General features: G+C 41.6%; 26 protein-coding genes. 23 read left to right on the top strand and 3 right to left on the bottom strand.

The window, feature by feature from the left end; genetic code table 11:
• Positions 1–200 precede the first annotated feature (200 nt).
• The gene (locus DW930_RS04205; protein WP_123159409.1) at positions 201–1,385 is read right to left on the bottom strand and encodes a DUF2974 domain-containing protein; all 1,185 of its coding nucleotides are present in this window, start codon (positions 1,383–1,385) and stop codon (positions 201–203) included.
• Between the two features lie 184 nt (positions 1,386–1,569).
• Here DW930_RS04205 and DW930_RS04200 point away from each other — a divergent pair, with 184 nt between their 5' ends.
• The 5 genes from DW930_RS04200 to DW930_RS04185 all read left to right on the top strand — a co-directional run bounded on the left by DW930_RS04200 (position 1,570) and on the right by DW930_RS04185 (position 6,261).
• Entirely contained in the window at positions 1,570–2,247 is a 678-nt protein-coding gene (locus DW930_RS04200; RefSeq protein ID WP_023026486.1) for a response regulator transcription factor, read from the top strand.
• Entirely contained in the window at positions 2,240–3,214 is a 975-nt protein-coding gene (locus DW930_RS04195; RefSeq protein WP_123159408.1) for a sensor histidine kinase, read from the top strand. The genes DW930_RS04200 and DW930_RS04195 overlap by 8 nt, the downstream gene beginning before the upstream one ends.
• A gap of 158 nt (positions 3,215–3,372) precedes the next feature.
• On the top strand, positions 3,373–3,501 hold the full coding sequence (locus tag DW930_RS10640; RefSeq protein ID WP_023022528.1) for a hypothetical protein: 129 nt from the start codon (positions 3,373–3,375) through the stop codon (positions 3,499–3,501).
• A 15-nt stretch (positions 3,502–3,516) separates the two neighbouring features.
• Entirely contained in the window at positions 3,517–4,275 is a 759-nt protein-coding gene (locus DW930_RS04190; protein ID WP_123159407.1) for an ABC transporter ATP-binding protein, read from the top strand.
• The gene (locus DW930_RS04185; protein WP_123159406.1) at positions 4,276–6,261 is read left to right on the top strand and encodes an ABC transporter permease; all 1,986 of its coding nucleotides are present in this window, start codon (positions 4,276–4,278) and stop codon (positions 6,259–6,261) included.
• A gap of 365 nt (positions 6,262–6,626) precedes the next feature.
• Here DW930_RS04185 and DW930_RS04180 read toward each other — a convergent pair whose 3' ends face one another.
• A complete protein-coding gene (locus tag DW930_RS04180) occupies positions 6,627–6,890 on the bottom strand; it encodes a SemiSWEET family transporter (protein ID WP_003012241.1) in 264 nt (87 codons plus the stop codon).
• A gap of 278 nt (positions 6,891–7,168) precedes the next feature.
• On the opposite strand from DW930_RS04180, the gene DW930_RS04175 reads away from it, so the two are divergent.
• From DW930_RS04175 to DW930_RS04165, 3 genes are all read left to right on the top strand, one after another.
• A complete protein-coding gene (locus DW930_RS04175) occupies positions 7,169–7,426 on the top strand; it encodes a SemiSWEET family transporter (RefSeq protein ID WP_123159466.1) in 258 nt (85 codons plus the stop codon).
• Positions 7,427–7,601: 175 nt separating this feature from the next.
• Positions 7,602–8,369 (top strand): ABC transporter ATP-binding protein, encoded by a 768-nt coding sequence (locus tag DW930_RS04170; protein ID WP_048715480.1) that lies wholly within the window; start codon positions 7,602–7,604, stop codon positions 8,367–8,369.
• The gene (locus tag DW930_RS04165; RefSeq protein WP_123159405.1) at positions 8,362–10,371 is read left to right on the top strand and encodes an FtsX-like permease family protein; all 2,010 of its coding nucleotides are present in this window, start codon (positions 8,362–8,364) and stop codon (positions 10,369–10,371) included. Before DW930_RS04170 ends, DW930_RS04165 begins: the two co-directional genes overlap by 8 nt.
• Positions 10,372–10,529: 158 nt before the next feature.
• Here DW930_RS04165 and DW930_RS04160 read toward each other — a convergent pair whose 3' ends face one another.
• Positions 10,530–12,494 carry a peptide ABC transporter substrate-binding protein gene (locus tag DW930_RS04160; protein WP_023022536.1) on the bottom strand — a complete coding sequence of 655 codons (1,965 nt, stop codon included), beginning with the start codon at positions 12,492–12,494 and terminating at the stop codon, positions 10,530–10,532.
• Positions 12,495–12,728: 234 nt separating this feature from the next.
• Here DW930_RS04160 and DW930_RS04155 point away from each other — a divergent pair, with 234 nt between their 5' ends.
• The 15 genes from DW930_RS04155 to DW930_RS04090 all read left to right on the top strand — a co-directional run bounded on the left by DW930_RS04155 (position 12,729) and on the right by DW930_RS04090 (position 21,513).
• Positions 12,729–13,055: a PadR family transcriptional regulator gene (locus tag DW930_RS04155; protein WP_123159404.1), complete on the top strand. Its 327-nt coding sequence runs from the start codon at positions 12,729–12,731 to the stop codon at positions 13,053–13,055.
• A complete protein-coding gene (locus DW930_RS04150; RefSeq protein WP_123159403.1) occupies positions 13,052–13,852 on the top strand; it encodes a hypothetical protein in 801 nt (266 codons plus the stop codon). Before DW930_RS04155 ends, DW930_RS04150 begins: the two co-directional genes overlap by 4 nt.
• Entirely contained in the window at positions 13,849–14,679 is an 831-nt protein-coding gene (locus tag DW930_RS04145; RefSeq protein WP_123159402.1) for a hypothetical protein, read from the top strand. Before DW930_RS04150 ends, DW930_RS04145 begins: the two co-directional genes overlap by 4 nt.
• 99 nt (positions 14,680–14,778) lie before the next feature.
• The gene (locus DW930_RS04140) at positions 14,779–15,015 is read left to right on the top strand and encodes a DUF2829 domain-containing protein (protein ID WP_000141913.1); all 237 of its coding nucleotides are present in this window, start codon (positions 14,779–14,781) and stop codon (positions 15,013–15,015) included.
• Positions 15,008–15,706 (top strand): 3-oxoacyl-ACP reductase, encoded by a 699-nt coding sequence (locus tag DW930_RS04135; protein WP_123159401.1) that lies wholly within the window; start codon positions 15,008–15,010, stop codon positions 15,704–15,706. The genes DW930_RS04140 and DW930_RS04135 overlap by 8 nt, the downstream gene beginning before the upstream one ends.
• Positions 15,707–15,869: 163 nt before the next feature.
• Complete coding sequence (locus tag DW930_RS04130; RefSeq protein WP_123159400.1) at positions 15,870–16,196, top strand: hypothetical protein; 327 nt, start codon at positions 15,870–15,872, stop codon at positions 16,194–16,196.
• Between the two features lie 315 nt (positions 16,197–16,511).
• Positions 16,512–16,850 (top strand): hypothetical protein, encoded by a 339-nt coding sequence (locus DW930_RS04125; protein WP_123159465.1) that lies wholly within the window; start codon positions 16,512–16,514, stop codon positions 16,848–16,850.
• A gap of 79 nt (positions 16,851–16,929) precedes the next feature.
• Positions 16,930–17,745: a pentapeptide repeat-containing protein gene (locus DW930_RS04120; RefSeq protein ID WP_123159399.1), complete on the top strand. Its 816-nt coding sequence runs from the start codon at positions 16,930–16,932 to the stop codon at positions 17,743–17,745.
• A gap of 50 nt (positions 17,746–17,795) precedes the next feature.
• Positions 17,796–18,164, top strand: coding sequence for a hypothetical protein (locus DW930_RS04115; protein ID WP_243635759.1), 369 nt, complete (start codon positions 17,796–17,798; stop codon positions 18,162–18,164).
• On the top strand, positions 18,161–18,355 hold the full coding sequence (locus tag DW930_RS10575) for a hypothetical protein (protein WP_243635758.1): 195 nt from the start codon (positions 18,161–18,163) through the stop codon (positions 18,353–18,355). The genes DW930_RS04115 and DW930_RS10575 overlap by 4 nt, the downstream gene beginning before the upstream one ends.
• Positions 18,356–18,374: 19 nt before the next feature.
• Positions 18,375–18,902, top strand: a complete 528-nt coding sequence (locus DW930_RS04110) for an Imm26 family immunity protein (protein WP_123159398.1) — start codon at positions 18,375–18,377, stop codon at positions 18,900–18,902.
• Between the two features lies 1 nt (position 18,903).
• Positions 18,904–19,419 carry a hypothetical protein gene (locus tag DW930_RS04105; protein WP_243635757.1) on the top strand — a complete coding sequence of 172 codons (516 nt, stop codon included), beginning with the start codon at positions 18,904–18,906 and terminating at the stop codon, positions 19,417–19,419.
• Between the two features lie 185 nt (positions 19,420–19,604).
• On the top strand, positions 19,605–19,994 hold the full coding sequence (locus DW930_RS04100; protein ID WP_123159397.1) for an Imm50 family immunity protein: 390 nt from the start codon (positions 19,605–19,607) through the stop codon (positions 19,992–19,994).
• Positions 19,995–20,158: 164 nt separating this feature from the next.
• Positions 20,159–20,896, top strand: coding sequence for a hypothetical protein (locus DW930_RS04095; protein WP_123159396.1), 738 nt, complete (start codon positions 20,159–20,161; stop codon positions 20,894–20,896).
• 98 nt (positions 20,897–20,994) lie between these two features.
• Positions 20,995–21,513 (top strand): Imm26 family immunity protein, encoded by a 519-nt coding sequence (locus DW930_RS04090; protein WP_123159395.1) that lies wholly within the window; start codon positions 20,995–20,997, stop codon positions 21,511–21,513.
• The last annotated feature ends 12 nt before the right edge of the window (positions 21,514–21,525 follow it).

The raw sequence follows: 21,525 nt of genomic DNA, 5'->3' as shown, positions 1-21,525 counted from the left end.
AAATTTAAAAATAGAAGTCATCCTTTTGAAGAATCATTTAGCTATTTTATGTAAAAAAGTAGTTTGTCTACATTCAAAACCCAGGAACTATGATTTCCTGGGTTTTGTTTTACTTCAATTCATTCTCTTTCTATAAAAAATCGTTTACACCTTTTGATCTAAACGATATTGTTCCATTTCATAAAATAGAGTTGAAATGGTCACTCTTTGTGCTCAAGAAGCAGAGGTGAGGAAGACTCGACGGCTTTTTTTCGTTTGAAAAATGTAGTCATTTGAACTAGGATACGGGGAACGGTCTGCCATTTTTTCCAAGCTTGAACACGGGTGTCGAGGAGTTGCTTTGCTAGACGTTCTAGCATTTCCCTTTTTGTAGGATCTAGGTCTTGAGCATTTTGAAAGATCTCTTTGATCTTGGAGAAATTTTTCAAGTTCCTCAAATCATTGATTGAAGTGATGCCTGCGTCCAGAAAAATGCCAAAAAAGGTATCAAAGAACTTCTTGCGCTCATCCGCCGATGTTTCGCGAACCCATTGCTTCAGAGTCTGGTCGGTTTGTTGGCTATCGTGACTGGTTTGATCCAGGGTCACAAATCCATCCTTTTCAACCATCCACGTAAAGGCGTCATGCTGGGAAAAGCCACCAAAGGCTCGACTTTTAACAATTGTAGCAGGCTCAGGAACTTCCAGCATCATGCCAACGATGGATCCTTGTGGGACAAAGCGGTGAATTTTAGGTGATGTACGCTGGTAGCCTTCTGTTTCAATAATGGCCTTGTTGAGACCAGGAGCATCGTAGCTGTAAATAGCGTCGACTCGTTCAAATAGGTAATCTGGAAGATAAGAGCAGGCGTAGGCTGCGAGATTGCCCCCTTTGGAGTGACCTGCCACCAGGAAGCGCCCTTTGGGAAATTCCTTCATGACATGTTGTAGGTAGCTGGCTGCACGCCTCTGAGATGGGACATGGTCCATATAGGTCATGTGGAAGTCTTCCTTCCAGCCGATCAAGGTATCATCCGTCCCCCTGAAGACAACTAAATAAACATCCATGGTAAGACGATAGGTCATCGCCGCAAACTGCTTCTGAACATCGGGGTCATATTCGTCGACATAGTTGAGCAGTTTGAGATTCTTAAAGCGTTTGGAAGTGGCTAGGACATCGACTAATTGCAGGTGTTGATCTGTCACGATGAAATCTGTGGTTCGATCGACTAGCGCTGCTGCATCAGATAAGCGGACTTCAATATTGGTCGTATCTCCTTGGGGAACGATTCGATTAAAAGGGAGATAGGTCAACTCCGTTAGTGCCAAGACATCCAATTCCTTAAAGGGGCGATCGTAGATGGAATCATAGGCGACATAGTCTAGATAATCAAAAATCGTGGACATGAGATTCTCCTTTGTATCTGTATGTTCAGTATAGCATAAAATACCTGAAAAGCCCCTCTGTAAAAATAGGTAATTGACGAAAGGGAGTAGCCTGTCAGTCGATATACCGAAAAAAATGTATGCTTCTTGGATAATTTGATATAATGAAAGGGTAATACTCTAGTAAGAAAGAGCAGGAAAGAGCATGCATAAAATTCTTCTTGTCGAAGATGATGAAACCATTCGCCAACAGGTAAAGAAAATCATGGAACAGTGGGGCTTTGAGGTCATTGCAGTTGATGATTTTATGGATGTATTGGGCACCTTCGTCCAAACTAATCCTCATCTGATACTGATGGATATCGGCCTTCCTCTTTATAATGGTTATCATTGGTGCCAGGAAATTCGTAAGGTGTCTAAAGTCCCGATCATGTTTTTATCCTCACGCGATCAAGCTATGGACATCGTCATGGCCATCAATATGGGAGGAGATGACTATGTAACCAAGCCATTTGATCCCAATGTCCTCCTGGCAAAAATCCAGGGGCTTCTTCGTCGTTCTTATGAGTTTGGAACTGATCAAGATTTGTTAGAACACCGGGGGGCCATCCTCAATCTCAAATCCATGGATCTGGTCTACGAGGGAGAAGTAGTTAATCTGACCAAAAATGAATTTCAAATCCTTCGCATCCTTTTTGAAAAAGCTGGAAGTGTAGTGGCTCGGGATGATCTGATGAAGGAACTATGGAACAGTGACTTCTTTATTGATGACAACACCCTCTCGGTCAATGTAGCTAGACTTCGCAAGAAACTCGAAGAAGCAGGACTGGAGAATTTTATCGAAACGAAAAAAGGGATAGGATATGGATTGAGCAATGGGTAATCGATTCTTATTTGTCAAACACTATCTGATTTCTCATCGCCGCTATCTCTATTTGATCGGTTTACTCCTTTCTTCTCTTGTTTTGTTTGCCTATATATTCGAAGGCTACCGCAATTTTCTTCTCTACCTGACTGGCATTTTGGCTTTTTTGAGCCTTCTTCTCATTATGTGGGATGTAGCCGCTGGCTATCAGGCCTATCGGAAGGAAGTGCTCTATGGGGAGGGAGTAGCTGAGACCCCTCTAGAAAAGGTTTTGAGTCAGAAGCTAGCAAGCAGTCAGCAAGCCCAGCGTGAGCAAACCACGGTGAGTCTAGAGGCCTATAATGACCTGATGGATTACTATACTCTTTGGGTCCACCAGATTAAGACACCGATTGCGGCCAGCCAACTCCTGGTTCAAAATATAGAAGACAGCGACCTGAGAAAACAAATGGAGCAGGAGCTCTTTAAGATTGACTCCTATGCTAATCTGGTCCTCCAATATCTGAGACTCGAAAGCTTTCACGATGATTTGGTGCTTAAGCGTGTTCCACTCGAAGAGCTAGTAAAAGAAGTGGTGCGAAAGTATGCCATCTTCTTTATCCAGAAGGGATTGACGGTGGATCTGCATGACTTAGATGTCGCTGTCATTACCGATCGCAAGTGGCTCTTGGTCATCATCGAGCAATTGCTGTCTAATAGCCTCAAGTATACCAGTGCTGGCGGGATTGAGATCTATTTCGATGACCAGACCCTATATATCAAAGATAGTGGGATTGGAATTAAGGATAGCGATATACTCCGTGTCTTTGAGAGGGGATTTTCTGGCTACAATGGGCATTTGACTCAGCAATCTTCAGGACTAGGCCTCTACCTAACTAAAAAGATTGCCGATCAGCTAGGACACCAGATTCATATGACGTCTCAGGTTGGTCAAGGGACGACTGTTGCCATTCACTTTGAAGAGAAGAAGTTGGTTATAGATTAGGGGAAATCGTCGATACATGATGTTTTTCTCCCTAAAATTCTCTTTTATTTGAAAATGACAAAAATGTAAGATTTAATTTTAAAAATGAAAGGTTAGGTTATGGTGACCACCTTTTATTTTTTATACAATAGTCTCATCAAATGAAGGAGGTCAAGAAAATGAAACTCTTGAAATGGATGAAAGAACCCAAAAAGATTAAGAAACCAAATAAGAAAACCGATTTGGAAAAGGCGGAATTTGGTCGCCAAGTCCTACAACAAACTCAAGAATTTTTCTTGATCTACTAGTAAAAGGAGAAAAGTATGTCATTGCTAGACGTTCAACATATCAAAAAAATTTACAAAACCCGCTTTCAAGGAACGCAGGTCGAAGCCCTAAAGGACATTCACTTCACTGTTGAAAAAGGGGAGTATGTCGCCATCATGGGGGAGTCAGGATCTGGGAAATCGACCCTCCTCAATATCCTAGCCATGCTGGACCAGCCGACGGAAGGACGGGTCTACCTCAATGGCACTGATACCTCGACCATCAAGAACAAGGACGCGTCGAGCTTCCGTCGCAAAAAGTTAGGCTTTGTCTTTCAAGACTTTAACCTGCTCGACACCTTATCCGTCAAGGATAATATCCTCCTTCCTCTAGTCCTCTCTCGCAGACCCGTCAAGGAAATGATGAGCAAGGTAGATAGCGTGAGTCGAGAGTTGGGGATCCATCAGCTCTTAGAAAAATACCCTTACGAAATATCTGGTGGGCAAAAACAACGGGTGGCTGTAGCACGGGCTATTATCACCTCACCTGAAATCCTCCTTGCTGATGAGCCAACAGGGGCGCTGGATTCCAAGTCTTCGGCTGCTCTGCTCGACGTCTTTGAAGATATCAATACCATGGGCCAAACCATCCTCATGGTGACCCATTCAACCGCAGCAGCAGCTCGGGCCAAGCGCGTGCTCTTTATCAAGGATGGGATTCTCTACAACCAGATCTTCCGTGGGGAAAAAACAGAACGTCAGATGTTCCAAGAAATCTCGGATACCTTGACGGTCATGGCAAGTGAGGTGGAGTAGATGTTTCGCTTAACCACTAAATTAGCTTGCTCTAATCTCATCAAGAACCGCAAGCTCTATTATCCCTTTGCGATTGCGGTCATTCTCGCAGTGACCATCGCCTACCTCTTTGACTCCCTGACCTTTAATCCCAACATTTCTAAGCTGCGAGGGGGATCTTCCATACTCTTCACCCTAGGCTTGGGACTGTTTGTGGTCAATGCTGCTGGAGCCATCATCGTGCTCTATGCTAATAGCTTTGTCATGAAAAACCGCTCCAAGGAGCTGGGACTCTACAGCATGCTGGGCCTTGAAAAGCGGCATCTCATCAGCATGATCTTCAAAGAACTCTTGATTTTTGGTTTTGTGACTATCTCAAGCGGTATCTTGATCGGCGCCCTCTTTGACAAGCTGATCTTTGCCTTTCTCTTGAAACTCATGAAGATGAAGGTCCAGCTAGTATCCACCTTCCAACCAGGGATTGTGATCACAATCTTCGTCACCTTTGGTCTTATCTTTGCCCTCTTGGGTCTTCTCAACGCTTGGCGTATTCTTCGATTGAACGCTCTGCAACTGACACGTGAGAAGGCTAGTGGTGAAAAGAAAGCCCGCTTTTTGTGGCCCCAAACCATCCTGGGCCTAGCCTCTCTCGGTTTTGGCTACTACTTAGCTTTGTCTGTCAAAGACCCCATGTCTGCGATTTTGATCTTCTTTCTAGCGGTTGTCTTAGTTATGATCGGGACCTACCTACTCTTTAATGCTGGGATCACCGTCTTCTTGCACCTGCTTAAGAAAAAGAAGGGCTATTATTACCAACCCAACAACATGATTTCGGTCTCTAACCTCATCTATCGCATGAAGAAAAATGCAGTGGGGCTTGCGACTATAGCCATCCTCTCGACCATGGTGCTAGTGACCATCTCTGCTGCGACCAATATCTATGTCGGTGGCGAAATGGTCAAGAAAATCATGGCTCCTCATGATTTCTCTGTCCAAGGAAAAGGGGTAGACCTGGAGCAAATCAATCAGAAATTTGATGAATTTGCTTCTGAGCACCAGCTTGAGATCAAGAATCGTGACCTGATGACCTATGCCAACTTTGGAATCAAATCCCAAAAGGGCACAGACTTTACGGTCTATCCAGCTGACGAACGCAGCGTCACTCCCAAAACCGTCTTTATGGTCTTTGACGCAGCTAGCTATGAGCAGATGACAGGAGAAGAGGCCGATCTGACTGGCAACCAAGTTATCCTCTTTGCTCATAACGAGGCTCTCAAAGGGCAAAAGCAGTTTACTATCAATGGCCAAGACTTCCAAGTAAAGGAAGAAGTGACCAAGGATTTTATCACGGATCACTTGCCCAACATGTATAACATGCTGACGGAGGATTTCAATTACCTAATCGTGCCAGACCTCTCAGCCTTTATCGCCCAATTTCCAAATCTTGCCATCTATACCAATATCTATGGTGGATTCAATGTCAATGTCGGTGAAGATCAGCAACTCAAGCTGGCACCTAGCTATGATAAGATGATCGATGAATTGAGCAGTCAACAGGGCCAAGGAACATTTGTCTATGGGGGGAACCGTGCCAATGATGTGGCAGAGTTGAATAGCCTCTTTGGTGGTATCTTCTTTATCGGAATTTTCTTGTCATTGATCTTTATGGTCGGAACAGTCATCGTTATCTACTACAAGCAAATCTCAGAAGGCTATGAAGACCGTGACCGTTTTGTCATCCTCCAACAGGTGGGACTTGATGAAGATGAGGTCAAACGGACCATCAACCGTCAAGTGCGGACCGTCTTCTTCCTTCCCCTTATCTTTGCCTTTGTCCACCTGGCCTTTGCCTACCATATGATCCGCCTTATTCTTAAAGTGCTCGGTGTCATCAATAGTAGCCAAGTCCTCGTCGTCACCCTCAGCGTCTGTGCCGTCTTTCTCGTCACCTACCTGGTTGTCTTTTGGATCACCTCTCGGAGCTATCGTAAGATTGTGCAGATATAAGGAAAAAGGAGCTCAAATTAAATTAGAAACTTTCCTTAGGTGAGTACGGACGTCAGCGAACTTCGAAGAAGTTCCATGACTAATTATTGAGCCTAAGGTCTCAATAATTCCGAGTGCCTGAAACATGATTATTTCAGGCACTTTTCTCACAGCAGAAAGTTTCAATATACTCTAAATAATAATTAGAAATCATTTGGATATTTTTGCACAATAGTCCAGATTAGGTTATTCAAAGTAAAAATTGTCAACTTTTTAAGCTCGCTCATGGCGGGCTTTTATGCGAAAATCGACAGCGATTGTTTTTGCTTTTCAAAGGGATATAAAAAAGACTGAACCAGTCGAGTTCAGTCTTTGTTCGCTTTCTATTAAAGTGATGTAAGGAAAGTCAATCCACCTAGGATGACACCTGCCGAATTCGGAATGATCAAAATCCAGTCTTTTTTAGGTTCCTTTGTCCAACCATAAATGACCCAGATCAAGCAAGAAATAGCAGCTGACAAGGGTTGGAAAGGTTGGGCCTTGTTTCCCTGTAAATTAGCAATAATTTGTGGGATGTAGGCAATGAAAACGATAATCCCAATAAAGGCACCGATCGAGCCAACGATTTGGTTGATTTTTTGTTTATTCATAAAATTTTACCTCTGTGTATCAAGATAGCATAAGTAGGAAGATAATGCAATTAATTTGCATGCTATTCAAGATGAAAATGATTATATTTGCAAAAAAATTAGACAAAGTGTCTAAAATAATTACTAGAGAGAAAATCCACTCGAAAAGAAATCCATCTTCCTGCAAAATCACAAGATTGTGACACTTTACAGTTCGGTAACAGTTGAAAAAAGACTTGAATTTTAAGAGGGGAAGCGTTAGAATAGTGCGTACTTAAAAAATGAAAGGCGTCATGAAAATGAATGAAAAACAAATGAAAATTCTTGGTTGGGTTGCGACCTTTATGTCTGTGATGATGTATGTCTCTTATTTCCCACAAATTATGGATAATCTCGCTGGTCACAAAGGAAACTTTATTCAACCTTTAGTGGCAGCCATCAACTGTAGTCTTTGGGTCTATTATGGACTCTTCAAAAAAGAACGCGATATCCCACTTGCTGCAGCCAATGCTCCAGGGATCGTCTTTGGTTTGATCACTGCCATCACAGCTTTATAAGAAGAAACTAGCTCCCGCAAGGAAGCTAGTTTTTTAATACCTTACAGAAATGTAAGAAATCAGGGTAAAAATGAAAGGTTAGCTTATTGTAGATCTCTCTTCAAATCGTTACAATAGAGGTGTAAAAAGTTTTATGGATATCAATCATATAACTAGATGGAAATGGAGAATGAAAATGGCCTTATTAGATGTACAACATGTGAAAAAAATTTACAAAACCCGCTTCCAAGGAACGCAGGTCGAAGCCCTAAAAGATATCCACTTCACGGTTGAAAAAGGGGAATACGTCGCCATCATGGGGGAATCAGGGTCCGGGAAATCGACCCTCCTCAATATCCTGGCCATGCTGGACCAGCCGACGGAAGGACGGGTCTACCTCAATGGCACCGACACCTCGACCATCAAGAACAAGGATGCGTCGAGCTTCCGTCGGGAAAAACTAGGCTTTGTCTTTCAAGACTTCAACCTGCTCGATACCTTGTCTGTCAAGGACAATATCCTTCTCCCTCTGGTCCTTTCTCGCAGACCGGTCAAGGAAATGATGAGTAAGGTCGATAGCGTGAGTCGGGAGTTGGGCATTCACCAACTGCTTGAAAAATATCCCTACGAAATCTCTGGTGGGCAAAAACAACGGGTAGCCGTAGCACGGGCTATCATCACCTCGCCAGAAATCCTCCTTGCTGATGAGCCAACAGGGGCGCTAGATTCCAAATCATCTGCTGCGTTGCTCGACGTCTTTGAAGACATCAATAGCATGGGGCAAACCATTCTCATGGTGACCCACTCGACCGCAGCGGCAGCTCGGGCCAAGCGCGTGCTCTTTATCAAGGACGGGATTCTTTACAACCAGATTTTCCGTGGGGAAAAAACAGAGCGTCAGATGTTCCAAGAAATCTCAGATACCTTGACGGTCATGGCGGGAAAGGAGGATCGTGATGTTTAAATTAACAAGTAAATTAGCTCTTTCCAACCTCAAACAAAATCGTAAGCTCTATTATCCCTTTGCCTTGGCTGTTATTTTAACGACCATGATCCTTTATAGTTTTATCGCCTTGTCATCGACCCCTCATTTAGAGGATTCTTACGGAGGGGGAGCGGCGAGAACTGTTCTTGGTTTTGGTAGTTTCGTTGTCCAATTAGTCGTCATCATTTTAGTGGCTTATGCCAATGGCTATGTCATGAAAAATCGTTCCAAAGAACTGGGACTGTACAGTGTTCTGGGGATGGAGAAGAAGCACCTTCTCGTCATGACCTTATGGGAACTGCTCTCCTTCTATGTTCTCACAGTTGGAGTAGGACTGGGCTTGGGACTCTTGTTTGATCGCTTGATTTTTGCCTTGCTCCTAAAATGTATGGGGCTACCAGTCGTCATTCAATCAACCTTCCAGATAGGGGCTGTTCTTAACACTTTACTTGGGTTAGCCTTAGCTTTTGCCCTCATTCTCTTGCTGAATTCTTTCCGCCTCTTGCGCTACAGTTCCCTCCACCTCATGCAACAGAAAAAGGCAGGAGAGAAGAAGGGACGCTTCTTGCTGGTTCAAACTCTTTTAGGACTAGGGCTCTTAGGAATTGCGTTTTATATAGCGCTAACCGTTGAGCGTCCAGTTGCAGCGGTTCAAGGATTCTTTATTGCTGTCATTTTGGTCATTCTGGCGACTTATCTCTTATTCAACGCAGGCTCCATTACCTTCTTAAGATTTCTCAAAGGTCGGAAATCCTACTATTACAAGCCAGAGAATTTTATATCCGTCTCTAACTTAATAGCTCGGATGCGAAAAAATGCAGCGGGCCTTGCGACCATTAGTATTCTATCCACCATGGTCTTGGTAACCTTAACCGGGTCGCTCAATATCTTTATTGGAGGGCAGAACTACCTAGATACTGTTTACCCTTCTGATTACATGATTAGTGTGGGGCATATGCCTTCAGATGCTGAGACAGAACCAGTTATCAAGGATGTTCAAGCTCAAATTAAGAAAACAGCCGATGCGACAAATCTATCAGATTATCAGGTGGCACAGACAACATACTGGTCGGCTGAAATTCGAAAGATTGATGGAAGGAGCTTAGAGGTTTATGAACAGTCCTATCAAGAAGCTGGTCAGGAGATGGAGATGAAGACAGAGGGAACAGTCTACTTTTTTGATCAGGCGACTTACGAGCAACTGACGGGTCAAAAAGTTGAGCTTGGGGAAAATGAAATCCTAGCCTATGGGTATCAGTATCCAGGAAAATTAGATTCGCAATTAGAAATCAATGGGAAGACCTTCACGATTAAACAAAAACTAGACTCCAATTTTATCCAAGGAAAACTCCCTCAATCCGACCTGTTTCAACATCAAATGGGTTTGTACCTTGTCCTCCCTGACTTGAACCAACTGGGACTAAAAGTTGATAAAAATTTGGAATTCGCTATTACTGCAAAAGATAAAGAGAATCAAGATTTCATCAGTGGCTTGATCAAAGACCTTTATTCGACAGACAAAATGAGTCAATATGGTGCGACTTCCTTTGGTGGATTTGAACGATACAGCATAGAGAAGGAGTGGCGTGAAACAGCAGGGACTCTCCTCTTTATTGGGATTTTCCTATCGGTCATCTTTCTATTAGCTACAGTACTCGTCATTTACTACAAACAGATTTCAGAGGGTCATGAGGATCGGGATAATTTTGTGATCTTGCAACAAGTCGGATTGGACCAAAAGCAAACCGGCACCACCATTCGCAAACAGATTCTCACTGTCTTCTTCCTTCCATTATTCTTCTCCTTCCTATACCTAGGAGTGGCCTACAAGATGATTGCAAAGATCGTTGCCATCTTAGGAGCGACCAATGCGGGACTGGTCCTTCAAACAACTCTTTCCATCTGCGCTGTCTTTTTCATCTCTTATGTCCTCGTCTTTCTTCTAACTTCTAGAAGTTATCGGAAGATTGTCGTGCGATAGCGTTTGAATCTATATAAGATTAGAAATGAAAAAGACGATAAGTAGACAAACTGTTTTTTTACTTAGAACAAGCTAAGTGTTGCAGAAAGTTTCAAGGATAGGTTTTTACTTAATCAAAAACACCGAGGATTAGATCCTCGGTGTTTTGACGTCAACCATTATTTGACGTGTTTTGCAAGTTCTTCTTGCGCTTTTTTGTTTGATTCTTCTTTTTCTTTCAACCAATTCTTATAAGCTTTGTCGTAGTCAGCCGTTGTGACTGTATCACTTTGTAATTCCATGTACTTGTAGTAGCTAGCCCCGTCTTTGATACCAATCAAGGAGAAGGCTTTTGTAAATGGTTTGATCTTCGTGATAGAAGGGACAGCACCCTTAGAGTAGACAGGAAGGGCAAAGGCATTGTCTGTCAACCAAGCTTGAGCAACAGCATATTTTTCGTAACGAGCATTGGTATCCAATTGTTCTGCATTGGCATTATCCAATAGTTGTTTATACTCGTTCAAACCAAGTTTTTCGATAAGGGCTTGGTCAGTTGCTGGATTGATCCCCATACCTGCTAAGGCTGAACCATCTACTGGATTGAAGATATCCAAGTAAGTTGATGGGTCTTGGAAGTCAGGTCCCCAACCACCGATATCCATATCAAAGTCTTTTTGGTCTGGTGTTTGGGCGAAGTAGGTTGCGTTGTCCGCATCTTCCGTAGACAATTTCTGAACATCCACGACAACATTTTCTTTTCCTAATGTTTTTTCGATGGAGTCTTTCATTGAATCAGCTTGTTGCACAATGCTAGCAGAAGATTGGTCAACTACATAGTCGATGTGGATTGGGAATTGAACACCTTGCGCTTGGAGCTCTTCTTTGGCTTTGGCAAATTGTGCTTTGGCCTTGTCCGCATTGAACATGCTATCTTGCGCATCAGCTAGGCTGACATCCTTCCAATCATCTCCTGTTGCAGCAAGTTTTTCTTCGACAACGCTACCGAAGTCTTTGTTGTTTACTTGCACAAATGTTGGAGGCACAAGAAGCGTACGAAGGGTTTTGTTAGCTCCATCTTTTCCGTTTGATTGGGCACTTAGAGAAGTACGATCAAGGGCAAAGTTGATGGCTTGACGGAAGTTTTTGTTTTGAAGAGCTGTTTTTGTTTGGTTCTTCTGGTCGTCTGTTGTTTTCTCAGTATGACCGTAGTTTTGACGGTTTACGTTGAAGTAGACATAGTAGACAGTCGCATCTTGCGGTGAATAAACGATATTGTCTTTGAATTTTTTCTCAATCGTACTGAAGGTTGAGCTCGTTGGGAAGAGACGCGCTGTGGTCAAGTTCCCATCAGAGAAGTTACGAGCTAGGTAGTCTTGGTCAGAACCATCGAAGTAGGTCAACTTGATATTTTCAATCTTCACATTGTCTTTGTCGTAGTAGTTCTCGTTCTTGGTGAACTCCATCAAAGATTTTGAAGTGAAGGATTTCAAGTAGTAAGGACCGTTGTAGAGGATTCCAGAAGGTTTGACGCTACCGAAGTCTTTTCCTGCAGACTCAAGGAATTTTTCATTGACGGGCATCATGGTTGAAGTTGTCAATTTAGAATTCCAGAAGGACTCCGGTTGAGCCAAGGTGTATTGGAGGGTATGGTCATCAATGGCTTTGACACCAACTTTAGAGAAGTCTGTATTTTTACCAGTGACATAGTCATCCAGGCCGGCTACTGAGTTTTGAACCAAGTAGAGGGCATCTGACTTGTTGTCTGCTACATATTTCAGAGAAGTGACGAAGTCTTGTGCAGTGACATCTGCATATTCGTTTCCTTCTGAGTCATACCATTTTGCATCTTTACGGAGTTTATAAGTGTAGGTTAATCCGTCTTTAGAAACAGACCAATCTTCCGCTAGTGCAGGGACGAGATTACCATATTGGTCATTTTCAAACAATCCATCAACCAAGTTAGTTGTAACGTCACTTGTTGTAGAACGGTTTGAAAGGAGGTAGTTCAAAGAATCTGGATCAGTACTAAACACGTATGAGTATGTGTTTGTCTGAGAAGATTTTGAAGATGATCCACATGAAGCAAGGAACAGGGCTGAAGCAACCGTGACACCTGCTAGGAAAGCTAGTTTAGATTTTTTCATCACTTATCTCCTTTAATAAAGATTTTGTATTATTATACACCTTTTTTTATAAAAAGCAATTGTTTTTCGAAATTAATTGTATATTTAGTCATATTGTTCGGATTTATTTAGTTTTATCCAATATTTTCACTATTATGCTTTACAAACTAGCTTGGGTGGAGTATACTAATAGTGAAAGGGCTAGTATGTAAAACAAACTAGCTAAAAGAAGCCTGAATAGAAAGGGGGAGAAGGATGAAAGAGTCGCAATTGCTAAAGGGTGTCTTGGAAGGTTGTGTTCTAGAAATTATTTCAAAGAAATCTATCTATGGCTATGAATTGATCCAAAGCCTCAAGGAAACAGGCTTTGATAAGATTGTTGCTGGGACCGTTTATCCCTTGCTTAAGAAGCTAGAGAAGCAGGGAGTCATAATAGGAGAGATGAGGCCCTCTCCGGATGGACCTGATCGCAAATATTTCTCTCTGACAAAGGAAGGAAGAGAGCGTCTAGAGGAATTTTGGGACCAGTGGCAGGATCTGGTCCTTAAAGTAGAACGCGTGAAAAAGGAGGGGGAAGAATGATCGAAGATTATACAGAAAAAATGTCCGATGAACTGAATCATCTAAACAAGGAGAATCAAGCCTATGTGAAAAAAATGGTGGCCTATATTGGGGCAAAGGTCTATTTTTATGATGATGAAGCACTCGGTGAACAACTCTACAATATGGTTTGCGACTTAAAAGTTGCTGAGAAAGAAGGCATTCGGGCAGTGGATTATTTTGGAAAGGATCCTCGGGCGATGGTGGATCAAATTCTTTCAGAGTTACCTAAACGCTCTTTAGTATCTTATGCGGGACTAGTCTTCATACTTGGAGTAATCTTAGTTGGTATGCGTTATTTAATGGATTTTACCTGGATGATGCCACTAAAAATACAACCCTTAACATATGTTGTGTTTCTACTCAATTTCTTGGTATTCAGTCAGTTCATCATGTGGCTTTGGTCCAAACAGAGCTATGGAGAAATGAAGGGACCTTGGGCTATTTTTATAAGTATGATCAGCCTGATGGTGATTCTGAATATCGTACGACTATTTTCGATCTATTTTGGCCAAATTGGGAGTCTCCTCTTATCAGATGATTGGGCAATTTCTCTTGCTGTCCTAGTTCTACTTGGGTTTGCGGTTATGGCTTATAGAAGCAGAGATCGTCTGATGACGAGTCTACTAGTACTGGGGCTGACTTTCCTTGTAACTGGATGCTGTGTTCGCTTTGTGAATCCAGGAACTGCTAATGTATTACGTTGGCTACTCCCTCTTATAGGACTCGTCCTGTTCCTCATTGTATTTCGTCTCCAAAGAAAGGGGGAAGCAATATGACATCAGCTATTTATTATGAAGAAACGCAGGCTTTGGTTGAAACCTTTAGCCAGGAGGACCAAGCTTACTTCCAAGATCTCTGGGATTATTTCAATTTCACCGGTTTCTTATATGAGGAGAAGGCTTTGAGAGAGCAGGTCTATAATCTAGCGCTAGATTTTTCGCAAGCAAGCGGAGATGGATTGACGGCGAAGGACTATTTTGGACAGGATCCAAAGGGAATGGCAGACCAAATCATAGAGAACATGCCTAAAGAATCTACGCGATCTGTTCTGAAATATGGTGCGATTGTCTCGGGAATCGTGATTTTCTATCGCCTTTTAAGTGAGTTTGCCTCGCAAGCAGTCCTGGTTCTCAAGCCACTCGTCTATCTAACGGATAGTATTTTAGGTATTTTAGTCGTTGGGTTACTATTCTATCTCCTTCGTCGCCTTATTTTTGGAGAAGAGAAGTCAAAAAAAGCAATTTATGTAGTAGTCGTTTTCGTTCTAGGATTCTATTTCGCTAGTGAGATAGTGGGTGTCCGTTTCTTGCCAGCTTTTGCTTGGTTAACAGTGCCGAATCCATGGGATACCTTCCTCATTACAGGGGCTTGTGCAGGACTTATCCTGTGGCAGTGGAAAGAAGAGTTTGCTCGTGCCTTCATCTTTCCTATTCTATCCTTCTTAGTAGTGGGATTCTTGCATCGCTGGACCTTGGCGCAAGGAATTCAGAATTCTACCATGACTATCATTCTGCCTACGGTAATCATTGTTATAGGATTGATGATTTACTATTGGTTCACGATTCGCGCCTTGAAAAAGAACAAGACAGAAAATGGTGAATAGAGTGAAAAGGGGGAGGAATCTCCCCTTTTTCTGTTGAAAAACAATGAGCAAGCATGATTTTTGTTATAATAAAGAGAGTAAGAATCAAAGGAGAAGATCATGACATTCGAAGAAATCTTGCCTGGACTAAAGGCAAAAAAGAAATATGTGCGTACGGGTTGGGGCGGAGCAGAGAACTATGTCCAATTGTTTGATACCATCGAGCAAAATGGAGTGGCTCTAGAAGTGACGCCTTATTTTCTCATTAATGTCTCTGGTGAAGGCGAAGGATTTTCCATGTGGAGTCCAACTCCTTGTGATGTCTTAGCGACAGATTGGGTGGAAGTCCATGACTAAACGGGTCTTGATTACGGGCGTGAGCTCCGGGATTGGTTTGGCTCAAGCTCGTCTCTTTCTAGAAAAGGGCTACCAGGTTTATGGGGTGGACCAGGGAGCTGATCCCCAGTTGCCAGGGGCTTTCCATTTTTTGCAGCGGGACTTGACCTTGGATTTGACACCGATTTTTGACTGGTGTCCCGATGTTGACGTCTTGTGCAATACGGCCGGCGTTTTGGACGACTATAAATCCCTTCTTGAGCAAAGCGCTCAGGAGATTCAGGAGATCTTTGAGATCAACTATGTGACTCCGGTAGAGCTGACACGGCATTATCTGACCCAAATGTTGGACAAGAAGCAAGGGATCATCCTCAATATGTGCTCCATTGCTTCTAGCCTAGCGGGAGGTGGCGGTCACGCCTATACTTCTTCCAAGCATGCCCTAGCAGGCTTTACCAAACAGCTGGCCCTGGATTATGCGGAAGCTGGGATTCAGGTTTTTGGTATCGCACCAGGTGCTGTCAAAACGGCTATGACCGCTGCGGACTTTGAGCCAGGCGGCCTAGCAGACTGGGTGGCTAGCGAGACCCCTATCAAACGCTGGATAGATCCAGATGAAGTGGCAGAAGTCAGTCTCTTTTTGGCCAGTGGAAAGGTATCTGCCATGCAGGGGCAAGTCCTGACCATTGATGGTGGCTGGAGTTTGAAATAGAGTTGAAGAAGACTGGGGAATCGAGCTGCAAAGAGCTAGCCGACTCACTCAGTCTTTTTTTTAAAAAAACTTTTCTCATTCATGTTGGATTCATCTTTCTTGGATAAAATAGAATCATCAAGAAGAACTTGATAGCTATTACAAAAGAAAGTTGGAAACGAACATGAAAAAAACCATCAAACAAAAAGCTCTTGCCGGTCTGGCAATTCTGTCCCTCTCTACTCTTGCCTTTGGCTCTGCAGTTGCCTTTGCCAATAGCAATCAGACCAAGAGCAACCGCACTTCATCTGTGACATCAACTGTTTCTGTCGCACAAGCCCAAGAAAAAGCCCTTAAAGAAGCTAAGGGGGACAAGGTCATTGGTTACGAGCATGATGTCAAATATGGAAACATCATTTATGAAGTGTCCATCTTGGATGGGAAATACGAGAAAGAATACAAGATTGATGGTCAGTCTGGTACCATCCAGAAGCGAAGACCAAGGACTTGAGCCGAGATGATGAAGACCAGGCCCTCAGCGGAGCGGCCTACAAGTCCGAAGAAGGGAGAGGAAGTCTCTTTCGTGTGACTTTCCCACAGATCCAGGACAAGACTTCTGTCTAAGACGGTTGATTGAGCTATCAGTATGGGTTGAAAAGGTAAAATAACAAAGTAAAATAATAAGGATAAAATGAGTCTAGTAAAACCGCTAGGCTCATTTTCTATTTTAGCTTTATGGAAAGGGAATCTTATGGTATGATAGCCTAAAAGGGACCTGTAATATGGAGGTCAAACTATGGAAAGAGAGACTCAAAAAGGAGAAAGAATGCGGAAACACCAAGAACTTTCACTAGAGCAGATAATCGAGCAGGTGCGCCTGGACAAGTTTTCTTCAGATGATTTTTGCCTCTATGGCAGGGAGGATGGAGAACTGGCACTGGATAGGCTCTATTGGGTATCAGATTATCCGGATGTCGTAGAAGACCGTGATGTCTACCCGACGGATGTAGTGGAGCAAGATCTCCAGCTAGTCTACTATGGAGAGCAGTTGTTTGATGTTCTCTCAGTTGCACTTGAGGAAAAGCCAGATGCAAGTCCCCAAGACTTGATTGAGGCTTTGAAGTATTATCAGGAGCATGATACCTTTCTTCCTTTTGATAATTAAATATAGAACTAGATATTGAACAAAGGATTTTACTAGGAGTAACAAGCCAAAGTTGCTGTGAGAGCAGACGGAGGATATTATGAAAGAAATAGATGGGATTGTCATAAAAGATGGTCAAATTATCCTAAATAGTGGGGAAGAGTTATCGATTGATCAAATGATAGAGGGTGCTAGGAACACCATATTTTTTAACAACCGCCACTTTAAGGATACAAAAATCAAAGGAATAGCGGATCTTCGGGTTGTGTTTGAAAACTGTATCTTTGAGAATGTCTTTTTTGAAAACTGTGATTTGAGGGAAATGGGCTTTAAAAATCATACAGTTATTCGAAACTGTACTTTCAAACGATGCAATTTAAATGGAACTTTGTTTTATGACAGTCACATTATATCGTCTACCTTCTTTTCTTGTCAGATGAAACGCCCATCTATAGAAGATGTCAGTCAAATCAGAGAATGCCTCTTTAAACAGTGCAAGATGCACGACATTTTCTTTCCCCTACCAGAATTTCAGTATAATAAAATTATTGGAAAACTGTCTGAATGTACCTTTGGGTCGAAGACAAAGAAAGTAGAAAAGTTGTATGCAGATCTATCGGAGGCTTATCTTAGTTTTGTAGATTTCCTACTCTGTGATTTGACAGAGACCATTTGTCCAGAGGATCCAGATATCTTGTATGTAGAAAATATGAGTGCGCGTGCAAGAAAGGCCCTGGAGAACATAGGTGATATCCAAGATCAAGAGAAAAAGAGAGCTCTGACTATTTACGCAGAAAATTGGACGAATGAAAAGTATGTGGATTATCTATTGAATCGGAAGGATTACCAATGGGCCTGGGATGAACACTTTGAGGATGTAGCCAAGTGTTTGGAACTGGACGGGGTCCTTGACTAGCTCTTATGTGAACAGTATCAGAGCTAGTTAGCAGAATAAAGGATAGAAAAATGACAGTCAATATCGATGAATTCGTGAAGGAGCACGGCTTTTCTGTGGTAACTTCAGAGGAGAAACCATTTCGTCTGGATGAGATTCGTTTCAACCTCTTTGCTTATTTAGAAGATTATTCCAAAATGGGATTTTCTTTTGTCAAGGTAGCTACTGATCTAGTAGAACTCAGGAAAGAGCAAGAGAGTTATAGTCTTTTTGGTCAGTGTTTTTTAGGTGCTTTTGTGATTGGAGAAAAGACCAGATCTTTTTACTTTGCAATCAAGAAGGAAGAGAAGTTTTTCAAGAAGCGAGGATTTATGTCAACTCTTCCTTGCAAGCTTTCGTTTCTTCCTATTCGCTCTTTCTGTCAGCGGTCTTTCTTTTGAAAGCAAAGTTTTATGAAATTGAGCAAGATGAAGTCGAAGAAATTGCAGCAAACTTGATGGATCAAGTACTTGCCTTAGAAGCTCCCCTTGAACAAGAATTACCATTCTGGGAACACATGGTCTATTTGATAGAAGATGATGGAATTGTTCTAAGAGATGATCTCTTTCATATCTTAAATAAAGAACAGTAGGAATAGAAATAAATTAATTATGGAGAAAAAATTGCCACAGATAAAGATTCGTGAGTGGAATGAAAAGCAAAGAACAAAACTTCGATTTATTAAAATTGGTGATATTTTTTGCTATCAATTTTCGGAGGAAATGTTTGTATTTGGTCAAATCCTTGGAAAAGTGAACGTTGGTCATGTCATTCAATTTTTCGATATCTTTCAAGCAAGTCCTACTATAACAGTTGAGGAGCTAAGTCGTGCTCAATTTATAGGTAAGCCCATCATTGTAGACTCCTACACCTTATTTGATCGAAGTCCAGTATGGTCTTGGCAGATAATTGCTCACCAAGCGGATTTTGATCCAAGCCCTTTTAAGGATTTAGCCTTTAAGTGGGGAGACCCAAATGGTCTTCAATTTGGGAAGGTCTGGCTAGATGGTAGGACAGAACCTAAGATTTTTTCTAGGGAAGAAGTTGAGGACCTAGACTGGGAAGCCTGTGTCGGAAGTATAGTTTATAACAGAATATTGGAAGAAGAGCTGGCAAGAAGAGGAAATAAAGGAGTTTGAGATGGACTATGTAGATGAGTTAACTTCAGGACGTACGCCCTTGGTAAAAAAGGCAGCGAAAAAAATTTTAAAGGGTAAACTAAAAGGATATGGACCATTTTTGCATCAAGCCTTGGAAGGCGAGATGGAAAAGCCTAAATCATGGGAATCACAAATGTACTTACTCTATGCCATAGCCGCAACGGATTGTACAGAAGAAGTCCCCTATCTCAAGTCATTGCTGCTGAGAGATATTCCAACACCTGTAACCTATCGCTCTCTAGCAGTAGCGATTGCTTATCTAGAAAATTTAGAAACAGAGAACTTGTCTTTTGTTTATGAGTCCTTGGAATCGAATAACTTATTGCAAGCTGCTGGCGCTTGTGCAGCACTCTATATGAGAAAGATCGTGCTGAAAGATGACGATTTTGAGAAAATCATGACCTTTATCACCAAGGATGTTTATTTGGAAAATATAAGAGGAACAATCGCTCCTTTTATGTTCATTTTGGCTGCATCTTATCTATATCCAGAATAGAATCGCCAGAAAATTGTAGACTTTTCTCGTCAATTTAATGAAGTACATATAAATACAATCATTGATGATGTATCCAAAGGAAAGGACGGCAGGAGGATTAGTCTATTCTAAAATCTCCTTAAAGAGCGAAACAATAACTCTTAAAAACAAGACTTTTATTCATTTTTAAAAAAGGAGTTCATATTGTGAAATGGTTTGAAAAAGCAGTGGGCAGGGAAAAGATTATTCATCTGTTTGATGGGGATTTGGAATTGAATAATGTATTTTTTGATACTGTATTATGTTACGATTACAAATTAGATCTTGTCCTTTATGTATTTGATTTGCCAACTAATTTCCCTGAAAAGTGGCAGAAAAGTGCATTTAATGCCATAAAAATTAATTTAGAGTTTTTTAATTTAGATGAAATCCATTTTTATTCCAAGGGGATTCATAAGGTAAATGGACGATTAGAGTTGCTCTTTTTAGAGAATAAGGTTGAATTCAATTTTATAAACCAAAATGATGTGATCTTATCGGGTTCTTCTGACCTTATTAGAATTGCTGAGATTGGTCCTGTGAAGATTGATACTTAAAGATGTATTCCTAGCTTATTTGCGGAGATTCTGGATGATCAAACAATCCTCCATTGCTAGGAGGAATACCACGACTATGGGAAAAAGTGAAGGAAGAGCACAAATATTAGACCTTGACCTAAGGCTAAACCTTTCTACAAGAAAAAAACTACGAGACCACGAATATGAAGTTACAGTATTTTGAATTAGATAAGCCCTATATGGAAAATCAACAGAGGATTGAGGAGCTGATGGACTCAGCTGCGCTAACTTACGAGGAAGCTAGAGTTGAGGACTACCGACAGAATTGGAAAGACCTGCGAAGAGAGTTCGTATATAAATCCAAATGTATGACCTCTATGGTAGAGCGCCTCTTCAAACCAGTTGTGACCAAGGATTGTTGGAAAATCATCGTAGAGTGTGTAGATACGATTAGCAATCCAGCTATCATGAACCTACTTGGTGCCTATACTGTCCAGGTCTTATTTGATTTCTCTAGCTATGAAACCTTAAGCCCATTGGATCAGAAAAAGATGCTCTTGGAAGCCTTGCTAAAAGGGGTAAAGAGCGTGTTTCAGGAGCTCTCTATTCCCTGCTCCTTGATAGAGGATGTAGTCAATGAAATAGAGAAAAACGATTATGAAAATAGCTGGGAGTGGAAAAGGAAGAAGATCCAATCCACGACCTATTCCATTCAAGTGGAGCATCAGCTTGATAAGGTGGATTTGTTTTGGAGGATAGAGCATAAGGATAAGAGCATCCGTCAGTTGATTCAATCCTGCCCTGCTCACGAGAGGGACTATGGGGCCAAGCTTGGTAAACTGGAAACAAAAGGGAACTTCCTTTATCTGTTGGATAAACAGAATGAGGTTGTGAGCAAGCTAGAGTTTGAAAACATTGCTGAACGAACCCAAAAAAACTAGCTATTGTCCATAAAATACTTGTCAATAGCAAGTAAGCAAGTATAGTAAGAAATGGCAATATAACAAAATAGAATACAAAAAATTAAGGCTCAAAAACTATGGTAAATAAATTAGCAAATGTTTCCGGTGGAGAAATTTTCGCAATTCCTTTGTTTTTATCTGATAGATCCGAATTAGCGCGATTTAAAAAGTCTGATTTTTTAGGAGAAGATAAAAAATTCGCTTATTGTAGAGTTATTAAGGATCTTGGCGGTGGAGGAATACTCATAGAGGTTTTTACTTTAATCAATGGATTGTCTCCTGAAATAGAGGACATCATTCAATCAGTAAGGTTATTTCCGCCAATTGTCATAAATGGTCTGGGAATATATAAAAAACGTTGGCCGAAAGTCGGACAACAAGAGAAGTATGACTGCGAAATAGATTCTCATTTTTCTCAAATACAGTTAGTTCTTCCTGCCTTACCGCATGAAAAGCCTAGATTATGGCAGAATGGTCAAGAAAAGTTTATTTCTTTTAAGGAGAGCAAGGATTATGAAGAATGGACAGTTTGGCTTTCTTCTCATTTAGAAAAAAGAATTATTGAAAGTTTAAAAGCAAGAGGAATCAACATTTAGTTATGAAATCAG

The organism is Streptococcus sp. AM43-2AT (assembly GCF_003603405.1).
Taxonomy (GTDB): Bacteria; Bacillota; Bacilli; order Lactobacillales; family Streptococcaceae; genus Streptococcus; species Streptococcus ilei.
Note: the sequence above shows the minus strand (reverse complement) of the source record. Positions and strands in the feature narration are given on the sequence as shown.